At 39.9% G+C, this 19,038-nt stretch carries 12 protein-coding genes; 3 read left to right on the top strand and 9 right to left on the bottom strand.

What is annotated here, in order from left to right; translation table 11 throughout:
• The first annotated feature begins 349 nt into the window (after positions 1-349).
• The 3 genes from A9Y75_RS10655 to A9Y75_RS10645 all read left to right on the top strand — a co-directional run bounded on the left by A9Y75_RS10655 (position 350) and on the right by A9Y75_RS10645 (position 4,782).
• Entirely contained in the window at positions 350-2,272 is a 1,923-nt protein-coding gene (locus A9Y75_RS10655; protein ID WP_071189526.1) for a protein phosphatase 2C domain-containing protein, read from the top strand.
• 138 nt (positions 2,273-2,410) lie between these two features.
• Positions 2,411-3,988 carry a CHAT domain-containing protein gene (locus A9Y75_RS10650; RefSeq protein ID WP_071189525.1) on the top strand — a complete coding sequence of 526 codons (1,578 nt, stop codon included), beginning with the start codon at positions 2,411-2,413 and terminating at the stop codon, positions 3,986-3,988.
• A gap of 155 nt (positions 3,989-4,143) precedes the next feature.
• Positions 4,144-4,782 carry a hypothetical protein gene (locus A9Y75_RS10645; RefSeq protein WP_071189524.1) on the top strand — a complete coding sequence of 213 codons (639 nt, stop codon included), beginning with the start codon at positions 4,144-4,146 and terminating at the stop codon, positions 4,780-4,782.
• A gap of 160 nt (positions 4,783-4,942) precedes the next feature.
• Here A9Y75_RS10645 and A9Y75_RS10640 read toward each other — a convergent pair whose 3' ends face one another.
• The 9 genes from A9Y75_RS10640 to A9Y75_RS10600 form a co-directional block, all read right to left on the bottom strand.
• The gene (locus A9Y75_RS10640) at positions 4,943-6,313 is read right to left on the bottom strand and encodes a PrsW family glutamic-type intramembrane protease (protein WP_071189523.1); all 1,371 of its coding nucleotides are present in this window, start codon (positions 6,311-6,313) and stop codon (positions 4,943-4,945) included.
• A 337-nt stretch (positions 6,314-6,650) separates the two neighbouring features.
• Positions 6,651-7,103 (bottom strand): nitrate reductase associated protein, encoded by a 453-nt coding sequence (locus tag A9Y75_RS10635; protein WP_071189522.1) that lies wholly within the window; start codon positions 7,101-7,103, stop codon positions 6,651-6,653.
• A gap of 193 nt (positions 7,104-7,296) precedes the next feature.
• The gene (locus A9Y75_RS10630; protein WP_071189521.1) at positions 7,297-7,755 is read right to left on the bottom strand and encodes a phosphate-starvation-inducible PsiE family protein; all 459 of its coding nucleotides are present in this window, start codon (positions 7,753-7,755) and stop codon (positions 7,297-7,299) included.
• A gap of 372 nt (positions 7,756-8,127) precedes the next feature.
• On the bottom strand, positions 8,128-10,326 hold the full coding sequence (locus tag A9Y75_RS10625) for a nitrate reductase (protein ID WP_071189680.1): 2,199 nt from the start codon (positions 10,324-10,326) through the stop codon (positions 8,128-8,130).
• 62 nt (positions 10,327-10,388) lie between these two features.
• Positions 10,389-11,231 carry a nitrate ABC transporter ATP-binding protein gene (locus A9Y75_RS10620; RefSeq protein WP_071189520.1) on the bottom strand — a complete coding sequence of 281 codons (843 nt, stop codon included), beginning with the start codon at positions 11,229-11,231 and terminating at the stop codon, positions 10,389-10,391.
• 1,691 nt (positions 11,232-12,922) lie between these two features.
• Positions 12,923-14,896 carry a nitrate ABC transporter ATP-binding protein gene (locus A9Y75_RS10615; RefSeq protein WP_071189519.1) on the bottom strand — a complete coding sequence of 658 codons (1,974 nt, stop codon included), beginning with the start codon at positions 14,894-14,896 and terminating at the stop codon, positions 12,923-12,925.
• 130 nt (positions 14,897-15,026) lie between these two features.
• Positions 15,027-15,869: a nitrate ABC transporter permease gene (ntrB, locus tag A9Y75_RS10610; RefSeq protein WP_071189518.1), complete on the bottom strand. Its 843-nt coding sequence runs from the start codon at positions 15,867-15,869 to the stop codon at positions 15,027-15,029.
• 138 nt (positions 15,870-16,007) lie between these two features.
• On the bottom strand, positions 16,008-17,333 hold the full coding sequence (locus tag A9Y75_RS10605) for a CmpA/NrtA family ABC transporter substrate-binding protein (protein ID WP_071189517.1): 1,326 nt from the start codon (positions 17,331-17,333) through the stop codon (positions 16,008-16,010).
• Positions 17,334-17,394: 61 nt separating this feature from the next.
• The gene (locus A9Y75_RS10600) at positions 17,395-18,963 is read right to left on the bottom strand and encodes a ferredoxin--nitrite reductase (protein WP_071189516.1); all 1,569 of its coding nucleotides are present in this window, start codon (positions 18,961-18,963) and stop codon (positions 17,395-17,397) included.
• Between the last annotated feature and the right edge of the window lie 75 nt (positions 18,964-19,038).

The raw sequence follows: 19,038 nt of genomic DNA, 5'->3' as shown, positions 1-19,038 counted from the left end.
TTAGGGACTAGCCAAACTGAGAATCCCCAGTCCCTAGTAAACAGCAGACTGAAGGGTTAACATCCCACTCCTGTGTCTCTATCTCTCCAAGTCAAGCTTTGCTGACAGGGTGAAATTAAGTGGCATTGATGGTAGAGAGTCCCAGAGCAATAGAAGCTATGATGAGGCTGTAGAGTTTTAAGGATTATGCTCTTGGGATAAGTAGTAACAAGTATTAGCAACTGCTGGTAGTCACTAGCTACAATCACGATCCAAAGCTGGATATGTTGAGGACAAAAACATAAGCGGTCTAAATTGCCGCTGCAAATACCGTTGAAGAAATTGCCAATCGCTGATCGGTGCGACAAATATGGAAAATGAAGCGGCAAAGCTCTACTGCCCAAATGAATATTGTCAAGCTGCTAACCCCTTGACACATAAGTTCTGCCAGCGATGCTCCACACCATTACCCAAGCGTTACCTGTGGGCTGTGGGGGATAATTTAAGTCTGGGTAGTCCTGGAGAAATTTTAGCCGATCGCTATTTAGTCATTGGTCAATCAATTCTTTTTGATCTCAAGCCTGGTTTACTACCCCAAATACCTGAATTAGATAATTTACAGAAACTTAAAGCCTATCTCAAACTCATTCCCTACCGCTTACACATACCGCAAATATATGGTGTGTTAACTGTAAATCCAGAACAATTGCAGCCAGAAATATTACTTCTGGAAAAACCGCCCCTATTAGTTGATGGTACAGGCACTCAAGTGCATCTGTGCAGCCAGTTAACGACTGTTTGGGGCAATGCCTCATCAATACGGCAAATTAATTGGCTGTGGCAGTTAGCTCATTTGTGGCAACCCTTTTTAACCGAAGGAGTAGCTTCCAGCTTATTAAATTCCCATTTATTGAGAGTTGAAGGGGGATTAGTACGGTTACTAGAGTTGCATTTGGATTCAGAACCAGCACCAACATTGTCACAATTAGGAGAATTTTGGCAACCACTGCTGAAAGATGCCAAGCCAGCCGTAGCGGAATTTATCAAACAAATTAGCGATTCTCTAATTCAGGGCAAAATCAACTCATCTGAGCAATTAATTACAGTTTTAGATCAAGGATTAGCACAATTAGGGACAGCTTGTACTGGACGAACTTCTCCAGCCCAAACCACCATTAAAATTGTCACCCAAACTAACACAGGCCCTAGTCGTCAACGTAACGAAGATGCCTGTTACCCTCCTAGTGGTGTCGTGGTGAGTAAACCACCACAGCAAACTGCCTTAGCTATTGTCTGTGACGGTATTGGTGGACATGAAGGAGGTAACATAGCATCAACTTTAGCCATTGAAACCATTCAGCAACAGGTAATCGAACTCACCTCAGTTCCTTATAACAACATCGATCCTTTACTGCTGCTGAATGATTTAGAACAGGCTGTAGCACTTGTCAATGATAAAATTAGCCAACGCAACGACACAGAACATCGTCAAGGGCGACAACGGATGGGAACCACCCTGGTAATGGCTTTGCCCATTGCCCACGAAATGTATATCACCCATATTGGTGATAGTCGTGCCTATTGGATTACGCGCCACGGTTGTTATCAAGTTACCCTAGATGATGATGTGGCATCCCGCGAAGTGCGGTTAGGCTATGCTGTATACCGCGAAGCATTACAACATAGTGGTTCTGGTTCCTTGGTGCAAGCTTTAGGAATGAGCAAAAGCGCTTCATTACATCCCACAGCCCAACGGTTTATCATTGATGAAGATGCCGTTTTTCTGCTCACATCCGATGGTTTAAGTGATTTTGATCGGGTAGAAGAATATTGGGAAACAGAAATTTTACCAATTCTTGCTGGCGATACAAATATAGAAAATGTTGCCCAGCGACTTATAGAAATCGCTAATACCAAAAATGGACACGATAATGTCACCATCGCCTTATTACATTATCAAGTCCAATACTCCGAACCGAATTTAACGCTCAACGCGGACATTCATACTATTTCCTCTAGCAAAACGGTAGATTTGACCCCAAAAATCACAAACGACACAGTTTTGGACAACTCTCACCAGCAAACTCAAGTCATACCTGAAACCAAGCTGACTCGTACGTCTCAATTACCGCTACAGTTACTAGTTATTCTTGGGGTACTTTTAGCATCTGGTTCACTGGGATATTGGATCAAAATGCAACGGCAGCTACCATCTCAGGAAAACCCACCACCAACAAGCCTGGAAAAACAACAAGATTCCTCGCCACAAGTCACTCAAACACCTGCACCTTAGTAAACAATGCCTTTTTGGTACCACACACTATCTTATAATGCAGGTGATAAAGAAAATAAAAAATTACCGGGTAAAAATTTCTGCCTGGACTAAGTTTGTTGGAAATTATTTGTTATTAAAGTTTAGTTCCTTGAATCCATGTCCTGCCTGAATCTGGCGATCGCCCGTCTGGTAAATACTGGCACTGATAACTTCGCTATTTGGGTGGTTAAAGCTCCCTATCCCAGTGGTTATGTTTTGCGTGACTGTGTTTTTTCTACTGAACTTAGTCAAATTTGGCAAGAATGGCAGCAGATGTTTGCTGGTCATAATCCCTTGGATATTGTTTCATTGCCGACATTACCAGGAGTAAATACATTACCCATTGATTTAAATTTACCCGTGGTCGGTCAAACCACCAGTCCTTACAGTAGTCGTTTGATGCAATACCTGGGCATCAGTTTATGGCGTTGGGTATTCGATGGGTCAATTCTTGGTAGTCTAGAACGTAGTCGTGGTATTGCTATGGGTCAAAATAAACGGTTGCGCTTTCGTTTAGAAATTCGTGACCCTGATCTTATAGCTCTGCCTTGGGAAATTATGCAGCGTGAACCTGGCCAATCGGCAATATCTATTTCCCAAGACATTTTATTCAGTCGCACTACTAGTGAAGTTGAACCTTTGCCAAATTTGCGAACTGATCCAGCTTTAAATGTCTTATTGGTTTTAGGACATGATGACAATCTGCAATTAGAACAAGAAGCTGCTATTCTCGAAAAAATATTGTCAGACTGTAGTCCATTAGGAAAAAATGCCTACGCGCCCTGTATGGTGAAGACACTCTTGCAACCCACTCCACAGCAGTTAATTCAAGAGTTAGAAACCAAAACCTACAATGTGTTTTTTTTCGCTGGCCACGGTTTACCTGCTCCAGATGGCGGTTTGTTATTTTTGGGGTCGGATCTAACTCTCAATGGTATAGAATTAGCGCAAGTTTTAACACGTACAGGTGTAAAGTTGGGGGTCTTTAATGCCTGCTGGGGGGCGCAACCAGCGACAATTAATCAACAAGTTATAGCTGCGAGTAGTTTAGCAGAAGTACTCATCCGTCATGGTGTACCTGCGGTACTAGCGATGCGGGATGAAATTGCTGACCAAGAAAGTCACAGTTTTATTCAAGCTTTTACAGAAGCATTGCGATCGCGGAAACCAATTGATGAAGCAATGGCAGCAGCAAGGCAAGAACTGTTAACACTATATAAGTTCAATCAACCGGCTTGGACATTACCAGTTCTCTACCTGCATCCAGATTTTAATGGTGACTTGATTAAAAGTGTTGATGAAGGAATTACAGAATTACCAGATACTGCTATCTCTGGACTGGGTTCCCCAAAAACCACAGCATCATTGCGATCGCTTTCACCAGAAGGTCAAACTTGGTTATTGCGTTCTGGTGTTACCCGTATTGGTCGCACTAAAGATAATGATATTGTCATTCCTGAACTCTATATTTCCAAACGCCATGCCGAAATTTTATGCCGAAATACTCTCACTGGTACTACATCAGTGCAAACATACTACCTGCAAGATTTATCAACTTATGGTACAACTTGGTGTTTAGGTCCAAATGGCTGGCAACAAATCCTCCGAGAGGAAGTACCACTAAAATCGGGAATGCTATTAAAGTTTGGCAGTGCTAAAGGTGAAACATGGGAATTCTTAATTAAAAACCCCTAAAGGAATAATTTCAACCGGAAAATTCCTGACCTCAGCATTGGTGGCAATCCTCTACTTTTAATATACAGAAACGATCATTATTTTTTGCGGAAATTTGATTCTTCAAGTTGTAGCTGTCAACAAGGCAAATTAATTAATTAATTGTGAGGTGAAACATGATTAATAAAATCAATAGTTTAGATACCTGCTCGATTTTTCCATCTTCAGTAGATTTAGATTTATTAGAAGCACTACTACAACCTGAAGATGCTACTTATCCCTGGAATCCCGCTGATGAAGAATCAGAAGCTTATTTTTCCCAACTAGAGCAGCAGTTTGAGAGTCAGGATTTACTAGCAAAAGACCTGACTACCAGAGCGGAGAATTTTTATCATCATCTAGACGACATTTGGTCTCAAGTGTCCCATTCTCAAACTGACCATGATCAAAAACCCTGTCATCGTCTTCAATCCACATTACATAGTGCTTTTTCTGCCTTTGTACCCTCAAATTGGCTAAATGCCATCGCCGAAAAAGTCTTGGAAATTAGCACTTTAGAACAAGCTGCTAGTAATAAACTAGTAGAATGTGTGCAAGCTTTACTACCAAATTGGGGAACAGATGATCTGCTAGTTTTAGCTCGTCCTTTTGCCTATGCCATGCGAAGTAACGAACAACAAAACTTAGTATTTGTCAGCAAAAATATTGAAAATCGAGATTGGACAAGTTTATCAGAAATAGAACAAGCAAAAGTTAGTTTAGCGATCGCTGGCTATGCCTTCAAACAACTCTCTAGCTTGCAGACTGAATCCTAAATTTGTCCATTTGTATCAAACTTAAAGTGAAACGGTATCAGAGACTGGGGAGATTTTAGATTTTAGATTTTAGATTGGAGTTAATTAAATACAATTCCCAATCAGAAATCCAAAATCCTATAATCAATCACTAATTACCCCAGAAATGTTTTATTTTGTTTTATTTTGGTTCGAGAAAGCGAGTTGCGAAATTTTGCGATCGCGTTGGGGATAATGCTCGTGCTTTCAGAATTGCCGCCATCAAAAAAGCATAAGATAAAACCCCAACTACCACCAACAGCAAAGCATTGATTGAACCTGTAGCATTCCAAAGAGCATGGAGTGCGGAAGCGCTTAAATACCCAACTGATAGAATTTGCCAACTCATCAGCGGCTTGAGGACAGCTAACCCGATAAAATAACCCAAGTATCCACTGTAAGCCATATGTCCGGCTACAGAGCCTAAAATTCGCGGAATCAGGAGTTGCAAACCCACCAACTGGCCTGCACCTATTCCATCTTGTTGGGTGACATTTTGGGTGATCACAGGCACATATTGACCAAGAGTTTCTAGCAAAGTAAAACCCACAGCCGAAGCAGTTCCCAGCAAAATCCCATCGAGAGGTTCCCAAACGCCGATCCGTTCGCGCCAAGGTGATGGCAAGGAGTTACCTATAAAATAAGCACCTAATACCGGCAATACCTTCAGTAATTCCTCCATTAACCCAGCACCAAAAAACATCCGCACCAACAATTCTGTGAAGGTGATTGATTCTTGAGATGAAGGCAAACTTCCAGGAAGAATAACGCGAAAGACAAAGATTAGAAAATCTAATACAGGACTCAGCAAAATCAGCGCTGTACTCAATCCCATAGCTAAGAGAACCCACCAAGGCTTCTGTTTACCGCAAAGTTGGTAAACAAAATAGTAAGCAGCAAAGGCGATGTAAGACCCAACAATCAATTGATTTGCTTGGGGATTGCCTACTGTAGCAAACATCAGGACTACAAATACTACTGTCAGGATTCCCGGTACTAGGTAAGCTTTCCGAGTTAAATCTTTCCCAGTGGAAATAATGGGAAACAGTTGTGTGAAGCTAACTGAATCATGCTGTGATAGGGGTGGCTTATTGTTAGCAGATAGTAGTGACTTCCCCTGATTCGCTGACATCACCGTTGGTTGGGAGGGAAATTCATACTCAAAAATGAATTGTGGTCCATCTGCACCTAAAGAAATGCGATCGCCTTGGTGCAATTCCTGAGAACCTTGTAACAGTTGTCCATTTAAAAAAGTTCCATTGGCGCTATTTAAATCATAAATCACCCAGCTGAATCTGCTATCTGGAGATAACGAAAGGGGTCGAACCACTGCATGACGACGAGATACCATCCGGTACATCATGGCATCCAAGACAACTTGGCAGCTGGGGTCGCGTCCAATGACCATCTCTTTAGTGGAAAGCAGCGAGTAGCGGGATTCTGACCCGGAAGTTACTCCATTACTAGACACTAGCCGCAGAAATGCATTATGTCTTGCGTTGTTGCCTGTCATCGAGTTAGTGAGTGTGTCTAAACAAATTCTATGGCTTACGCCACGCTAGGCTATCAAATTTTTTGGTAGTAGATTTAACCTTAGTTTGAACAACAGCCACAGCTATTGCTAAATACACTATAGCTTCACTAACCGTCGCTTCGCTCCAATTCAAAATACAAAATTCAAAATTCAAAACCAAGAAAGTCACAAATGTACAATATTGGTTGTTTTACTCCTAACTCAGAACCAGGGAAGCTTTCTAGCTTTCTAGCTTTTTAGCAAGGGAAAACAATGGAATATTTTCCTGCATATCGGTATAAGTTCGCTATATTTAAGTTGAGAAAAACGTAGAACATTAAAACAGATTAAATTCTCTCATTGCTGCGGGAAAATTTTTGTTTTCATGTCCTGAAAGACTAAGTTTTATCAGTGCAAACCGTTGTAACGGAGTTAAAATTCTCCACTTTGATAAGGTGATAGTAACACCTATTGCTTGTGATTTCTCCTGAAGGCTAATAGGTATAGTTGTAGAATCCAACCAAGGGGGATGAGGTTCAATTACTAACTGGGTAGCTGGTTTACCTGTATGTTCCAAAATTAGTTGCTGGAGATACTGTTGATAAGATTGAATTTCTGTTGTTGTGGAACATGGAGATTCAACCAAAGCTGTACGTTCTGCTAAAGTCAATTGATTCCATTCAGACAACCTGAGCTTAATTCCACAAGTATCTAATTTGTAACGTAGTTCCATAGGGATGCAACGTAGAGAATCCACAAAATCGGCTTCAAATCCAAATAATTCTGCCATAAAATTAAAACCAACTTAGTTTAATTGTAAGTATTCAGGATAGATAATACAGAAGACGCTACGCAGACCTGGGGTTCAGAAGAATAAAGGCTTTTTTAGTGAACTTTGATGATTTTGATAAAATCTCACTTCTCTCTATTCTTCATTTCATAAGCATTCTGACTCCTGACTCCTGACTCCTGAATTCTTACGTTTAATGTTCGTTTCGGGAATTGTTAGTCCGAATTATAAAATAACTAATTGATAGGGCAAGAATCGCAATACCTAAACCTATAATTTCTATACCTTCAGTTACTTTTAAATCAAGAATAATAATTTTACGAGCAATTGCAATTAGAGAAGTAACAATAACTAATTCAACTTGTAAAACGTGCTTTTTTAGGTAGCCTGTAATATTTTCTAATATTTCCAAAGCAATCAGCACATTTAGAAATAAACCAAAAGTTTTAAATAATGCCTGACTAAAAGTGCCTTCTGCTGGGGAAAGTATCTCCTTAACTATAAATATTGTTAAATCTCCCAGCGTCGCAAAAATTACTATCACCATCAGTAGAGATAGCAATTTTGAAACTATGACCTCTACAATTTCTATGAGGTGCATGAAGTTTTTATCGCTGGTAAGTTCTATCAATTGTTTGATTAGTTTACTCATCTGAAGTATCCTGTTTAAAATCAACTAAAAAACTACAAAAATAAAATAAAAACCCCATAGATACATCTACAGGATAAGAAAGACTATTTGTATTATAGGATTCCTATATTTAACAGTTTATTATCCAATATTTTGGATAATGATTAAATCATAGTGACTTTTGTATCAAAAAACCTAATCATAATGATTGAATATTAATATTAGGTTAAGTAGGTAGGCAAAATAAAACTCAACTGTGTAAAGAAAAGTAAACAAGGCTAAAACCCTTTTTCCCCCTGCCCCCTGCCCCCTGCCTTATCCCAACGACAATTTTTAACGCCAACCTACTTAAGTGAATAATTCCTAGTTTAGGAAGCAAGCATATTAAGCAGCTTACCATTGTGAGAACAAAACTTGATAGTTTTTGGCAGTAATTTCTACAGAGACAGGCACTAATTGCACAGCACAAGCTTTTAATTCTGGTTGTAAAGAATCAGGACAAGCTTGTGAGTGAGTCATTGCATTAGCTTCAGCATCATCTGCCCAAAGTTTACCCCAGTGCATGGGGACAAAGACAGTACCAGGAGCAATTGCTTTTGTGACTTTAGCAGGAAACTTAGTTATACCACGACGCGATCGCACTTCCACCGATTGATTATCAATAATTCCCAACTTTGCAGCATCACGGGGATGAATTTCAATAAACGGTTCTGGGTGCATTTTGCGAATTTTATCAATTCTACCTGTGCGCGTCTGTGTGTGCCAATGCCCATATAATCTACCAGTAGTTAATATAAAAGGATAATTAGGATCAGGTGGTTCTGCTAAACCTTTAGAATAATATGCACCGAATTTAGCGCGTCCGTCTGGAGTATGAAAGTGTAAATCAGTGTAAAGACGTTTCCCTGCATAAGAGAGTCCCCGTATAAGAGCGTCCTCTTTCCGGTGCGGCCATTGAATTGGTCCTTGTGTTTTTAATACCTCATGACTCAACCCAGACATATCACAAGGACGTTGACGAGTTAATTGTACAAATTCCGCATAAACTTGGGCAGAATTATTAAAAGCAAATTCCTTTTTAAAACCTAAACGCCGTCCTACTTCTGCAAAAATTTCCCAATCTGGTTTTGCTTCCCTTGGTGGTTCACGAAAAGCTGAACACAACGTTACCATTCTTTCAGAATTAGTCATGATCCCAGTTTTTTCACCCCACTGCGCCGCAGGTAACAAAACATGAGCATAAGCTGATGTTTCCGTAGGATAATAAGCATCTTGATAAATAGTAAAAGGAGATTTTAATAAAGCTTTTTTAGTGCGTTCTAAATCTGGCATACTGACAGCGGGATTAGTAGCAGCAATCCATAATAAACCTACATTTCCAGTTTCCAAACCAGTAATTATTTCCCAAGCAGTTAAACCGGGAACAGGAGAAATTTGTCCTGGTTCTAAACCCCAAAAATTCTCAACTTCTGCTCGATGTTGTGCATTTTTTACCAATCGATATCCCGGTAACAAATGCGCCAAACCTCCCGCTTCTCTTCCACCCATTGCATTAGGTTGACCAGTAAGAGAAAAAGGTCCAGCACCAGGTTTACCTATTTGTCCCGTCATTAAATGTAAATTAATAATAGTTCTAACTTTAGCAGTACCTTCCGAAGATTGATTAACTCCCATTGACCATAAAGAAAGTACAGATTTAGATTTTCCCCAATATTTAGCAGCCGTTTCCAAATCTTCAATACTAATACCACATCGACTCGCTACCACTTCTGGAGAATAGTGGCGAATTACTTCTGCATAAGCTGGAAAATTGCTAGTACAATCATCTATAAATAAGGGATCAATGTAGTGCCAACGCATCAATAAATGAGCAATCCCATTTAACAAATCAATATCTGTACCTGGACGAATAGCTAAATGTAAATCGGCTGCTTCTGCGGTAGGAGTGCGACGAGGATCAACAACTACCATTTTCACGTGACGATTTTTTTTATGATATTTCGCTAACTTATTAAAAACAATTGGATGACATTCGGCTGTATTCGTACCAATTAAAAAAGCACAATCAGTTAATTCTAAATCATCGTAACAGCAAGGAGGACCATCAGCGCCAAAACTTTGAATGTACCCAGATACCGCACTAGACATACACAACCGGGAATTAGCATCAAAATTATTAGTTCCTAAACAACCTTTGAGTAATTTTTGAGCAATATAATAATCTTCTGTTTGAAATTGTCCAGAACCATACATACAGATAGAATCTGTGGCATTATTTAAGCGTAATGTTTGAATATGTTGGGTAATAATATCAAAAGCTTCATCCCAACTAACACGGCGAAATTCTTGATCTAAAGAATTACGCATCATTGGATAATGCAATCTATTTTTATCTAAAGATTCGGTAATAGTTGCACCTTTAACACATACCATTCCTTGACTAGAAGGATGGGATCTATCACCTCTAACTCGCCAAGTTGGAGTTCCTTCACTATCTCGATTTGTGGCTTTTCCATGTTGTGCTGGTGGGGAAACTTCTAAACCGCAACCAACACCGCAATAAGAACAAAGGGTTTTTGTAATTTCTGTCATAATATTTTGATTTTTTTTCACGCAGAGACGCAGAGAGATTTTTGCGCCTTTGCGTGAGATAATTATTCTTCTTCAATATGAGCGCAACGACGAAAGAGGAAGTCTAGGGCGTAGTTTCTCAAGTGATAATATTCTGGATTTTCCATGATGCGGCGACGGTTGCGAGGACGGGAGAAGGGTATTTCTAATACTTCGCCAATATTTGCTGCTGGTCCGTTGGTCATCATTACTAATTTGTCGGCGAGAAAAAGGGCTTCATCAATGTCATGGGTTATCATTAAAACTGTGACTTGATGATCTGACCAAATTTGTAGTAGTTCTTCTTGTAATTCTTCTTTGGTGATAGCATCTAAAGCGCCGAATGGTTCATCTAAAATGAGGAGTTGGGGACGGATGGCTAAAGCACGGGCTATGGCTACTCTTTGTTTCATTCCTCCAGATATTTGACTGGGTTTCTTTTGGGCTGCTTCTGTTAGTCCTACCATTGCTAAATGTTCTTTAACTATTGCCCGTTTTTCGGCTTGGCTTTTGTTGGGAAATACGGAATCAACGCCTAAATAAACATTATCAAAAACATTTAACCAAGGTAATAAACAATAGTTTTGAAATACCATCATTCGGTCTGGTCCTGGTTCGGTGATGGGTTGACCTTGCAACCAGACGACACCGTTGGTAGGTTTATTAAATCCAGAAACCATATTCAGGAGTGTTGATTTTCCACAGCCGGAATGGCCAATTAAACAAATAAATTCACCTTCATGAACTTTGAGGTTAATGTCATCTAGAACTGTATAGGGTCCTTCGGCTGTGGGATAAATTTTGTTGACACCATCAATTACTAAAAAGTCCTCTTTTCTCTGGGTTTGTAATTGTTGGCTTTGGTTATTAAAGTTTACTGTTGTCATGATATTTTTGGGAATGGGGAGTTTATTATGTTTCCTTGATCAATGACTGATGTAAGGGCGAAGCATTCGGAAGTTAGACCTGGGTAAAAACCGATAATTTATCGCCCGTAAGGGCGAAGCATTCGGAAGTTAGACCTGGGTAAAAACCGATAATTTATCGCCCGTAAGGGCGAAGCATTCGGAAGTTAGACCTGGGTAAAAACCGATAATTTATCGCCCGTAAGGGCGAAGCATTCGGAAGTTAGACCTGGGTAAAAACCGATAATTTATCGCCCGTAAGGGCGAAGCATTCGGAAGTTAGACCTGGGTAAAAACCGATAATTTATCGCCCGTAAGGGCGAAGCATTCGGAAGTTAGACCTGGGTAAAAACCGATAATTTATCGCCCGTAAGGGCGAAGCATTCGGAAGTTAGACCTGGGTAAAAACCGATAATTTATCGCCCGTAAGGGCGAAGCATTCGGAAGTTAGACCTGGGTAAAAACCGATAATTTATCGCCCGTAAGGGCGAAGCATTCGGAAGTTAGACCTGGGTAAAAACCGATAATTTATCGCCCGTAAGGGCGAAGCATTCGGAAGTTAGACCTGGGTAAAAACCGATAATTTATCGCCCGTAAGGGCGAAGCATTCGGAAGTTAGACCTGGGTAAAAACCGATAATTTATCGCCCGTAAGGGCGAAGCATTCGGAAGTTAGACCTGGGTAAAAACCGATAATTTATCGCCCGTAAGGGCGAAGCATTCGGAAGTTAGACCTGGGTAAAAACCGATAATTTATCGCCCGTAAGGGCGAAGCATTCGGAAGTTAGACCTGGGTAAAAACCGATAATTTATCGCCCGTAAGGGCGAAGCATTCGGAAGTTAGACCTGGGTAAAAACCGATAATTTATCGCCCGTAAGGGCGAAGCATTCGGAAGTTAGACCTGGGTAAAAACCGATAATTTATCGCCCGTAAGGGCGAAGCATTCGGAAGTTAGACCTGGGTAAAAACCGATAATTTATCGCCCGTAAGGGCGAAGCATTCGGAAGTTAGACCTGGGTAAAAACCGATAATTTATCGCCCGTAAGGGCGAAGCATTCGGAAGTTAGACCTGGGTAAAAACCGATAATTTATCGCCCGTAAGGGCGAAGCATTCGGAAGTTAGACCTGGGTAAAAACCGATAATTTATCGCCCGTAAGGGCGAAGCATTCGGAAGTTAGACCTGGGTAAAAACCGATAATTTATCGCCCGTAAGGGCGAAGCATTCGGAAGTTAGACCTGGGTAAAAACCGATAATTTATCGCCCGTAAGGGCGAAGCATTCGGAAGTTAGACCTGGGTAAAAACCGATAATTTATCGCCCGTAAGGGCGAAGCATTCGGAAGTTAGACCTGGGTAAAAACCGATAATTTATCGCCCGTAAGGGCGAAGCATTCGGAAGTTAGACCTGGGTAAAAACCGATAATTTATCGCCCGTAAGGGCGAAGCATTCGGAAGTTAGACCTGGGTAAAAACCGATAATTTATCGCCCGTAAGGGCGAAGCATTCGGAAGTTAGACCTGGGTAAAAACCGATAATTTATCGCCCGTAAGGGCGAAGCATTCGGAAGTTAGACCTGGGTAAAAACCGATAATTTATCGCCCGTAAGGGCGAAGCATTCGGAAGTTAGACCTGGGTAAAAACCGATAATTTATCGCCCGAATGCTTCGCCCCTACTAAATAAATACTTCTTCAACGCGAAGTTGACATTTAATTTCCAACCTTTTTAAATATTCGATTGGTTCTGAAGGATTAAAGACTTTACCATCAAATAATTTAATTGGTTCTTCTCTACCAATATCTAAAATGCCTCTTTCTCTTGCGGCTGCGCCAAACACATCTGGACGACAAACTCTGTCAATTACTTCTACCCAATTTTTTGGGAAAGCTACTAAACCCCAACGGGCTAATTGGGTTAAAATCCATAGCATTTCATTACGATCTGGATAGTTGGCTTTGTTGAAATAAAACTGATGGGAAGTTTGGGTTTTTTGGAAATCATACTGTTTGTAAGTATCTATTAAAGCTGGACGAAGATTAAGGGAATTACTTCCAATATAGTTAGGTTGAGAAATTAATTTGAGAACTTCTTCCCAGTTACGAATATCATCACAATATTCACAAGCTGCTAATAGGGCTTTGACTAAAGCTAGATGTGTTTGGGGATTTTCTTGCGCCCAATCTTCTCTGACTCCTAATATTTTATCTGGATGTCCATTCCAAAGTTCTGATGTGATAGCGGTGATAAAACCCACATTTTGATCAACTGCGTGAGAGTTCCAAGGTTCACCGACACAGTAACCGTCAATTTTTCCGTCTTGGAGGGAAGTCACCATTTCTTCTGGTGGAATTACCATCAAACTGACATCAACATCAGGTTGAATTCCACCGGCTGCTAACCAATAGCGTAATAATAGGTTTTGCATGGATGCAGAATGGACAATTCCCAAGGTGTGGGTTTTGTCTAGGTCAGCGTTGATGGTTTTTTGAAATTCTACTAAGTTTTTAACCCCATTATTCAATAATTCCTTGCTGAAAGTAATGGCGCTACCATTGCGGGAAAGGGTCATGGCTGTAACCATTGGAATTGCAGTTTTACCTCCTGCACCTAATGTCATTGCTAAGGGCATTCCTGCTACCATTTGGGCTGCATCAAGTCTACGAGTTGCTACACCTTTGGCGATGTCTTTCCAGCTATTTTCGCTGTTAAGGTTAACTTCTAAACCATATTGGGCAAAGAAACCTTTTTCTTTGGCAATTATTAAAGGTGCGGCTTGGGTGAGGGGAATATAGCCAATTTCTAAATGAACTTTTTCTAAGTTGTTGTTAGAAATAATTGCTGGTGCTGTGGGTTGTTGCTGGCGTTTTTTCGCTTGTTTTTGTTGGTTGAGGAAGTAGATCATTTGATTCCGCAAGTTGTAGTAACTGGGATGGTTAACTACTTCCAAACGTTGACGAGGACGGGGAATAGGTACTTCGAGAATTTGCCCAATGTGTGCTTCTGGTCCATTGGTTAACATGACAATGCGATCGCTCAATAATAAGGCTTCATCAACATCATGTGTCACCATCACACAGGTAATTCTGTGTTCATTACAGATGGTCATTAATTGTGCTTGTAAATTCCCCCTTGTCAACGCATCCAAAGCGCCAAAAGGCTCATCTAATAATAATAACTTGGGACGGGTAGCCAAAGCACGGGCGATCGCAACTCGTTGTTTCATTCCCCCTGATAATTCACTGGGACGTTTGTTAATAGCACGTCGCAACCCCACCATATCAATATGTTCTTCTATGATGCCTCGACGTTCTCCTTTAGGTAGATTTTGATGAACTTCATCCACAGCCAAAGCGATATTTTCCCGTACAGTTAACCAAGGAAGTAAGGAGTAATTTTGAAAAACCACCATCCTATCAGGACCAGGTTCTCTGACTTCCCGATCTTCCAAAGTTACACCACCAATACTAGCTCGATCTAAACCAGCAATAATATTCAGTAAAGTGGACTTACCACAACCAGAATGTCCAATTAAAGAAACAAATTCACCTTCAGCAATTTTCAATTCAATATTTTTTAAAGCAATATATTTACCACCATCGGGGAGGTTAAATATTTTATCTACGTGATCAATTTCTAAAAAAGTCTTCATTATGAATGGTAATAGGTAATTGGTAATGGGAAGTAGATCCCCGACTTCTTTTTGAGCGTGTGACTAAATTATGAATAAATGTCAGAAGTCGGGGATATTAATGGGAACAGATAATTCAAATAATTACGAATTATTTTTGTTCTGTAGTTACAACCTTTTGAGCAACAAAAGCCACCATTCTATCTAAAACTAACCCCACCAAACCGACATATACCAAGGCGATAATAATCTCACTCATATTAGTTTCAGTAGTCGTATTATAGGCATCCCAAATAAACGAACCAATACCCACACCACCAACCAACATTTCCGCCGCGACAATTGCCAACCAAGATAAACCAATACCAATTCTTAAACCCGTAAAAATATAAGGAACAGTTGCCGGAAACACAATCTTCAAGAAATAATTTCCCTTCCGCAACCGCAAAACACGAGCCACATTTACATAATCTTGGGGAATATTTTGTACACCCACAGTTGTATTAATTACAATCGGCCAAATCGAAGTAATAAAAATTACGAAAATTGCCGAAGGATTAGCTTGTTGAAACGCTGCTAAAGAAATGGGCAACCAAGCCAAAGGCGGAATAGTTCTTAATACCTGAAAAATCGGATCTACAGCATTATACAAAAAAGTATTAGAACCAATTAATATTCCTAAAATCACTCCTACAACTGCTGCTAAAGAAAACCCTAAAGCAACCCGTCCTAAACTGGTCAATATTTGCCAACCTAAACCCTTATCACTGCCACCATTATCAAAAAAAGGATGAAGAATAAAAGGATCAAAAGTTTCCCGAATTGTTTCTATCGGACCCGGTAATTGAAAACTAGGAATTAAACAAATTAATTCCCACAACACCAGAAAAACAACCAATCCAAACAGCGGCGGTAGAACCTTATTGATCAAAAACTTATTAATAACCTTTCGTTGTTTACTACCAACCCTACGACTTCCAGCAATAGCAGCCATTTAGTTCTCCTAAGTAAAATATTAAAAATCTCTTTTCCTTCTCTTCTTTGCGTCTTTGCGCCTTTGCGTGAGACTTAAAAATTGAATAAATACACCAAAGGTAATGGGTAGGGGTAATTCATGAATTACCCCTACTACTTACACCTTCTTAATTTGCAAACTCTTTAAATATTCCTCTGGTTTTTCAGGATCAAATTTCACACCATCAAAAAACGTTTCCACACCACGAGAAGAACTAGCTGGAATTTCCGCAGCAGCTACACCCAAAGCCTTAGCAGCTTGTTTCCATAAATCTTCTCTATTTACTTGATCAACAATTTCCTTCACTTTCGTATCTTTAGGTAAATAACCCCAACGAATTTCTTCAGTTAAAAACCAAGTATCATGACTCTTATAGGGATAGGAAGCATTATCTTCCCAATATTTCATGCGATATGCAAAGTTTTGTTCCTTGCGTCCATCACCATAATCAATATTACCTTTAGCCCGCTCTAAAATATCAGTCACAGCAACATTAAAGTATTTTCTATCAGCGCAGATTTTACACATTTCTTCTTTATTTTCTGCCTGATCACACCATTGTTGTGCTTCCATAATTGCCATTAATAATGCTTGTGTAGAATTGGGATTTTTATCAACCCAATCTTTACGCATCGCAAAGGCTTTTTCTGGATGATCATTCCATAATTCACCTGTTGTTAAAGCTGTATAACCTAATTTTTGGCTAACTAATTGAGCGTTCCAAGGTTCTCCTACACAAAAAGCATCAACAGTCCCAACTTTCATATTTGCTACCATTTGCGCTGGTGGTACAGCTTCCAAAATGACATCTTGATCAGGATTAATACCACCAGCAGCTAACCAATAGCGCATCCATAAATCATGAGTACCACCGGGAAAAGTCATGGCAACTTTGATGGATTTTTTATCAGCTTTAGCTTTATTTACAGCTTCTTTTAGTGATTTACTTTGTAAACCAACTTTTAAATCTTTGAATTTTTCAGCAACTGAAATGGCTTGACCATTGATATTTAATCGCGCCAAAAGATACATTGGTACTTTATCATTCATGGTCAAAAGATAGGGCATGGGGGTAAGAATATGTGCGCCATCAATACCACCACCAGATGAGCCAATTTTCAAGTTATCACGAGTGACTGGCCAGGATTTTTGTTTGCTGACTTCAACATCAGTCATGCCATATTTAGCAAAGAAACCTTTCTCTTGAGCAATAATTAAAGGTGCAGCATCGGTAAGGGCAATAAATCCAAATTTGGCTTTGGTTGTTTCAACTTTAGGGGCATTACTAACTGTGGAATTGTTAGCAAGTTTAGTATTTGAAGAAGCAGAACTATCTGTTGTTGCTGAATTAGAGTTACTAGAGGAACAACCGTGTACCAAGATAGAAGTTGCTGCTGCAACACTGGAGGTAATAATAAATTTTCGGCGGGAAATATTGCTCATAGGAAACTCTTAATCAGTTTTAATTTTGGTTTGCAGTTATGTCTGGATTTTGGCGATTAATTTAATGAGAAATTAAGGCTTGTTCCCTAAGTTTTGCGCCAAAGTTCTGAATAAGTAAATCTCGTAATATTGGTTGCAAGTCTTCACAAGCAATGCTTTTTTGCACACAAGTTCCTAAATGTGCATCTTTTCCAACTTTACCACCCATGTAAATGTCAACTCCTTCTAAGGTTTTGCCATTTTTTCTAACTTTAGTTCCCATTAAGCCAATATCTGCTACTTGGGGTTGTCCACAGGAATTAGGGCAACCTGTCCAATGAATTCGCACAGAACGCGATAAAATTAATTCAGATTCCAATGATTTAATCATTGCTAAGGCGCGGTTTTTGGTTTCTATTAATGCAAAGTTGCAAAATTGTGAGCCTGTACAGGATACTAAGCTTCGCATTAATAAACCAGGATTAACTCCAAATCTTTCTAACAATGGTTCTGTTAAAAATGTTGTTAATGCTGAATCAGGAATATTAGGGATAATGATATTTTGTTCTACGGTAAATCGGATTTCTCCACTTCCGTAAACTTCGGCTAATCGGGCAATTTCAAACATATCATCAGCATACAATCGTCCGACGGGAATATTTAAACCTGCGTAGTTAAATCCAGGTTGTTTTTGTTGATATATCCCCACATGATCTCGTTTTTCCCAGTCAATTTCATCTTTAGCTACTGCGGGTAATAATGATTTTCCAAAACGGTTTTCTACTTCTGCGCGGAATTTTTCTATCCCCCATTCATCAAGTAACCACATTAACCGGGCTTTTAGTCTATTTGCGCGTAGCCCATGATTTCGGAAAATCTCAACAATGACCTTACATAATGATACAACTTCTGCCGGAGATACCCAGACATTGAGAGGAATAGCAGCTTCACAACGTTTTGCAGAAAATAAGCCGCCGACAATGACGTTAAAACCAAATATTGGGGATTGATCTTCATTTCCCCAAAAAGCGGGAATAAAGGCTAAATCGTTAATTTCTGCGTGAACTGAATTATCTCTTCCGCCGGTAATTGCAATATTAAATTTACGGGGAAGATTGCTAAATTCTGGATTACCTTCACCGCTATTAGTGAGCATATCTTGGATTTGCTGCACTAATTCCCTGGTATCATAAAATTCGTCAGCATCCAAACCCGCTACAGGATCACCTGTAATATTACGGATGTTATCCATCCCGGATTGGATGGTAGTCAATCCCACTTTGTGAAATTTGTTAAAGATATCTGGGATATCTTCAATATTGATCCCGCGTAGTTGTATATTCTGTCTGGTGGTAATATCAGCGCTGCCATTTTCACCGTAACGCTGTACCACTTCTGCTAAGGCAGACATTTGATTGCTGGTGAGAATACCGTTAGGTAAACGCATCCGCATCATGAATTTACCGGGAGTGACTGGACGGAAGAATACACCTAACCATTTTAGGCGATGGTTGAGGTCGTTTTCGTCCATTGCTTCCCAACCTATTTGGGCAAAGTTTTCTATTTCGTTTTTAACTGCAAGTCCGTCTTTTTCAGCTTTGAATTTCTCGAATTTATTAAGTTTTTCGGTGGTAGTTGCTGCTTCTGTCATGGGCTTTTTTTGGGGAACAGGACTTAATTAACTGTGTATCCGTGTTCTTATCGGTTTTGTACTTGCCACTTTGGG

Origin of the sequence: Trichormus sp. NMC-1 (assembly GCF_001858025.1) — a bacterium.
GTDB lineage: Bacteria > Cyanobacteriota > Cyanobacteriia > Cyanobacteriales > Nostocaceae > Anabaena.
The sequence above is the reverse complement of the archived record's forward strand: the minus strand, read 5'-3'. Positions and strand labels throughout refer to the sequence as shown.

Bases quoted from the DNA above. Each gene is read 5' to 3' on its own strand.
- A9Y75_RS10600 (WP_071189516.1), bottom strand. From the start codon at position 18,963: ATGACAGAAGCAGCAACTACCACCGAAAAACTTAATAAATTCGAGAAA.
- A9Y75_RS10620 (WP_071189520.1), bottom strand. From the start codon at position 11,231: ATGACAACAGTAAACTTTAATAACCAAAGCCAACAATTACAAACCCAG.
- ntrB (WP_071189518.1), bottom strand. From the start codon at position 15,869: ATGGCTGCTATTGCTGGAAGTCGTAGGGTTGGTAGTAAACAACGAAAG.
- A9Y75_RS10645 (WP_071189524.1), top strand. From the start codon at position 4,144: ATGATTAATAAAATCAATAGTTTAGATACCTGCTCGATTTTTCCATCT.
- A9Y75_RS10655 (WP_071189526.1), top strand. From the start codon at position 350: ATGGAAAATGAAGCGGCAAAGCTCTACTGCCCAAATGAATATTGTCAA.
- A9Y75_RS10625 (WP_071189680.1), bottom strand. From the start codon at position 10,326: ATGACAGAAATTACAAAAACCCTTTGTTCTTATTGCGGTGTTGGTTGC.
- A9Y75_RS10615 (WP_071189519.1), bottom strand. From the start codon at position 14,896: ATGAAGACTTTTTTAGAAATTGATCACGTAGATAAAATATTTAACCTC.
- A9Y75_RS10650 (WP_071189525.1), top strand. From the start codon at position 2,411: ATGTCCTGCCTGAATCTGGCGATCGCCCGTCTGGTAAATACTGGCACT.
- A9Y75_RS10630 (WP_071189521.1), bottom strand. From the start codon at position 7,755: ATGAGTAAACTAATCAAACAATTGATAGAACTTACCAGCGATAAAAAC.
- A9Y75_RS10605 (WP_071189517.1), bottom strand. From the start codon at position 17,333: ATGAGCAATATTTCCCGCCGAAAATTTATTATTACCTCCAGTGTTGCA.
- A9Y75_RS10640 (WP_071189523.1), bottom strand. From the start codon at position 6,313: ATGACAGGCAACAACGCAAGACATAATGCATTTCTGCGGCTAGTGTCT.
- A9Y75_RS10635 (WP_071189522.1), bottom strand. From the start codon at position 7,103: ATGGCAGAATTATTTGGATTTGAAGCCGATTTTGTGGATTCTCTACGT.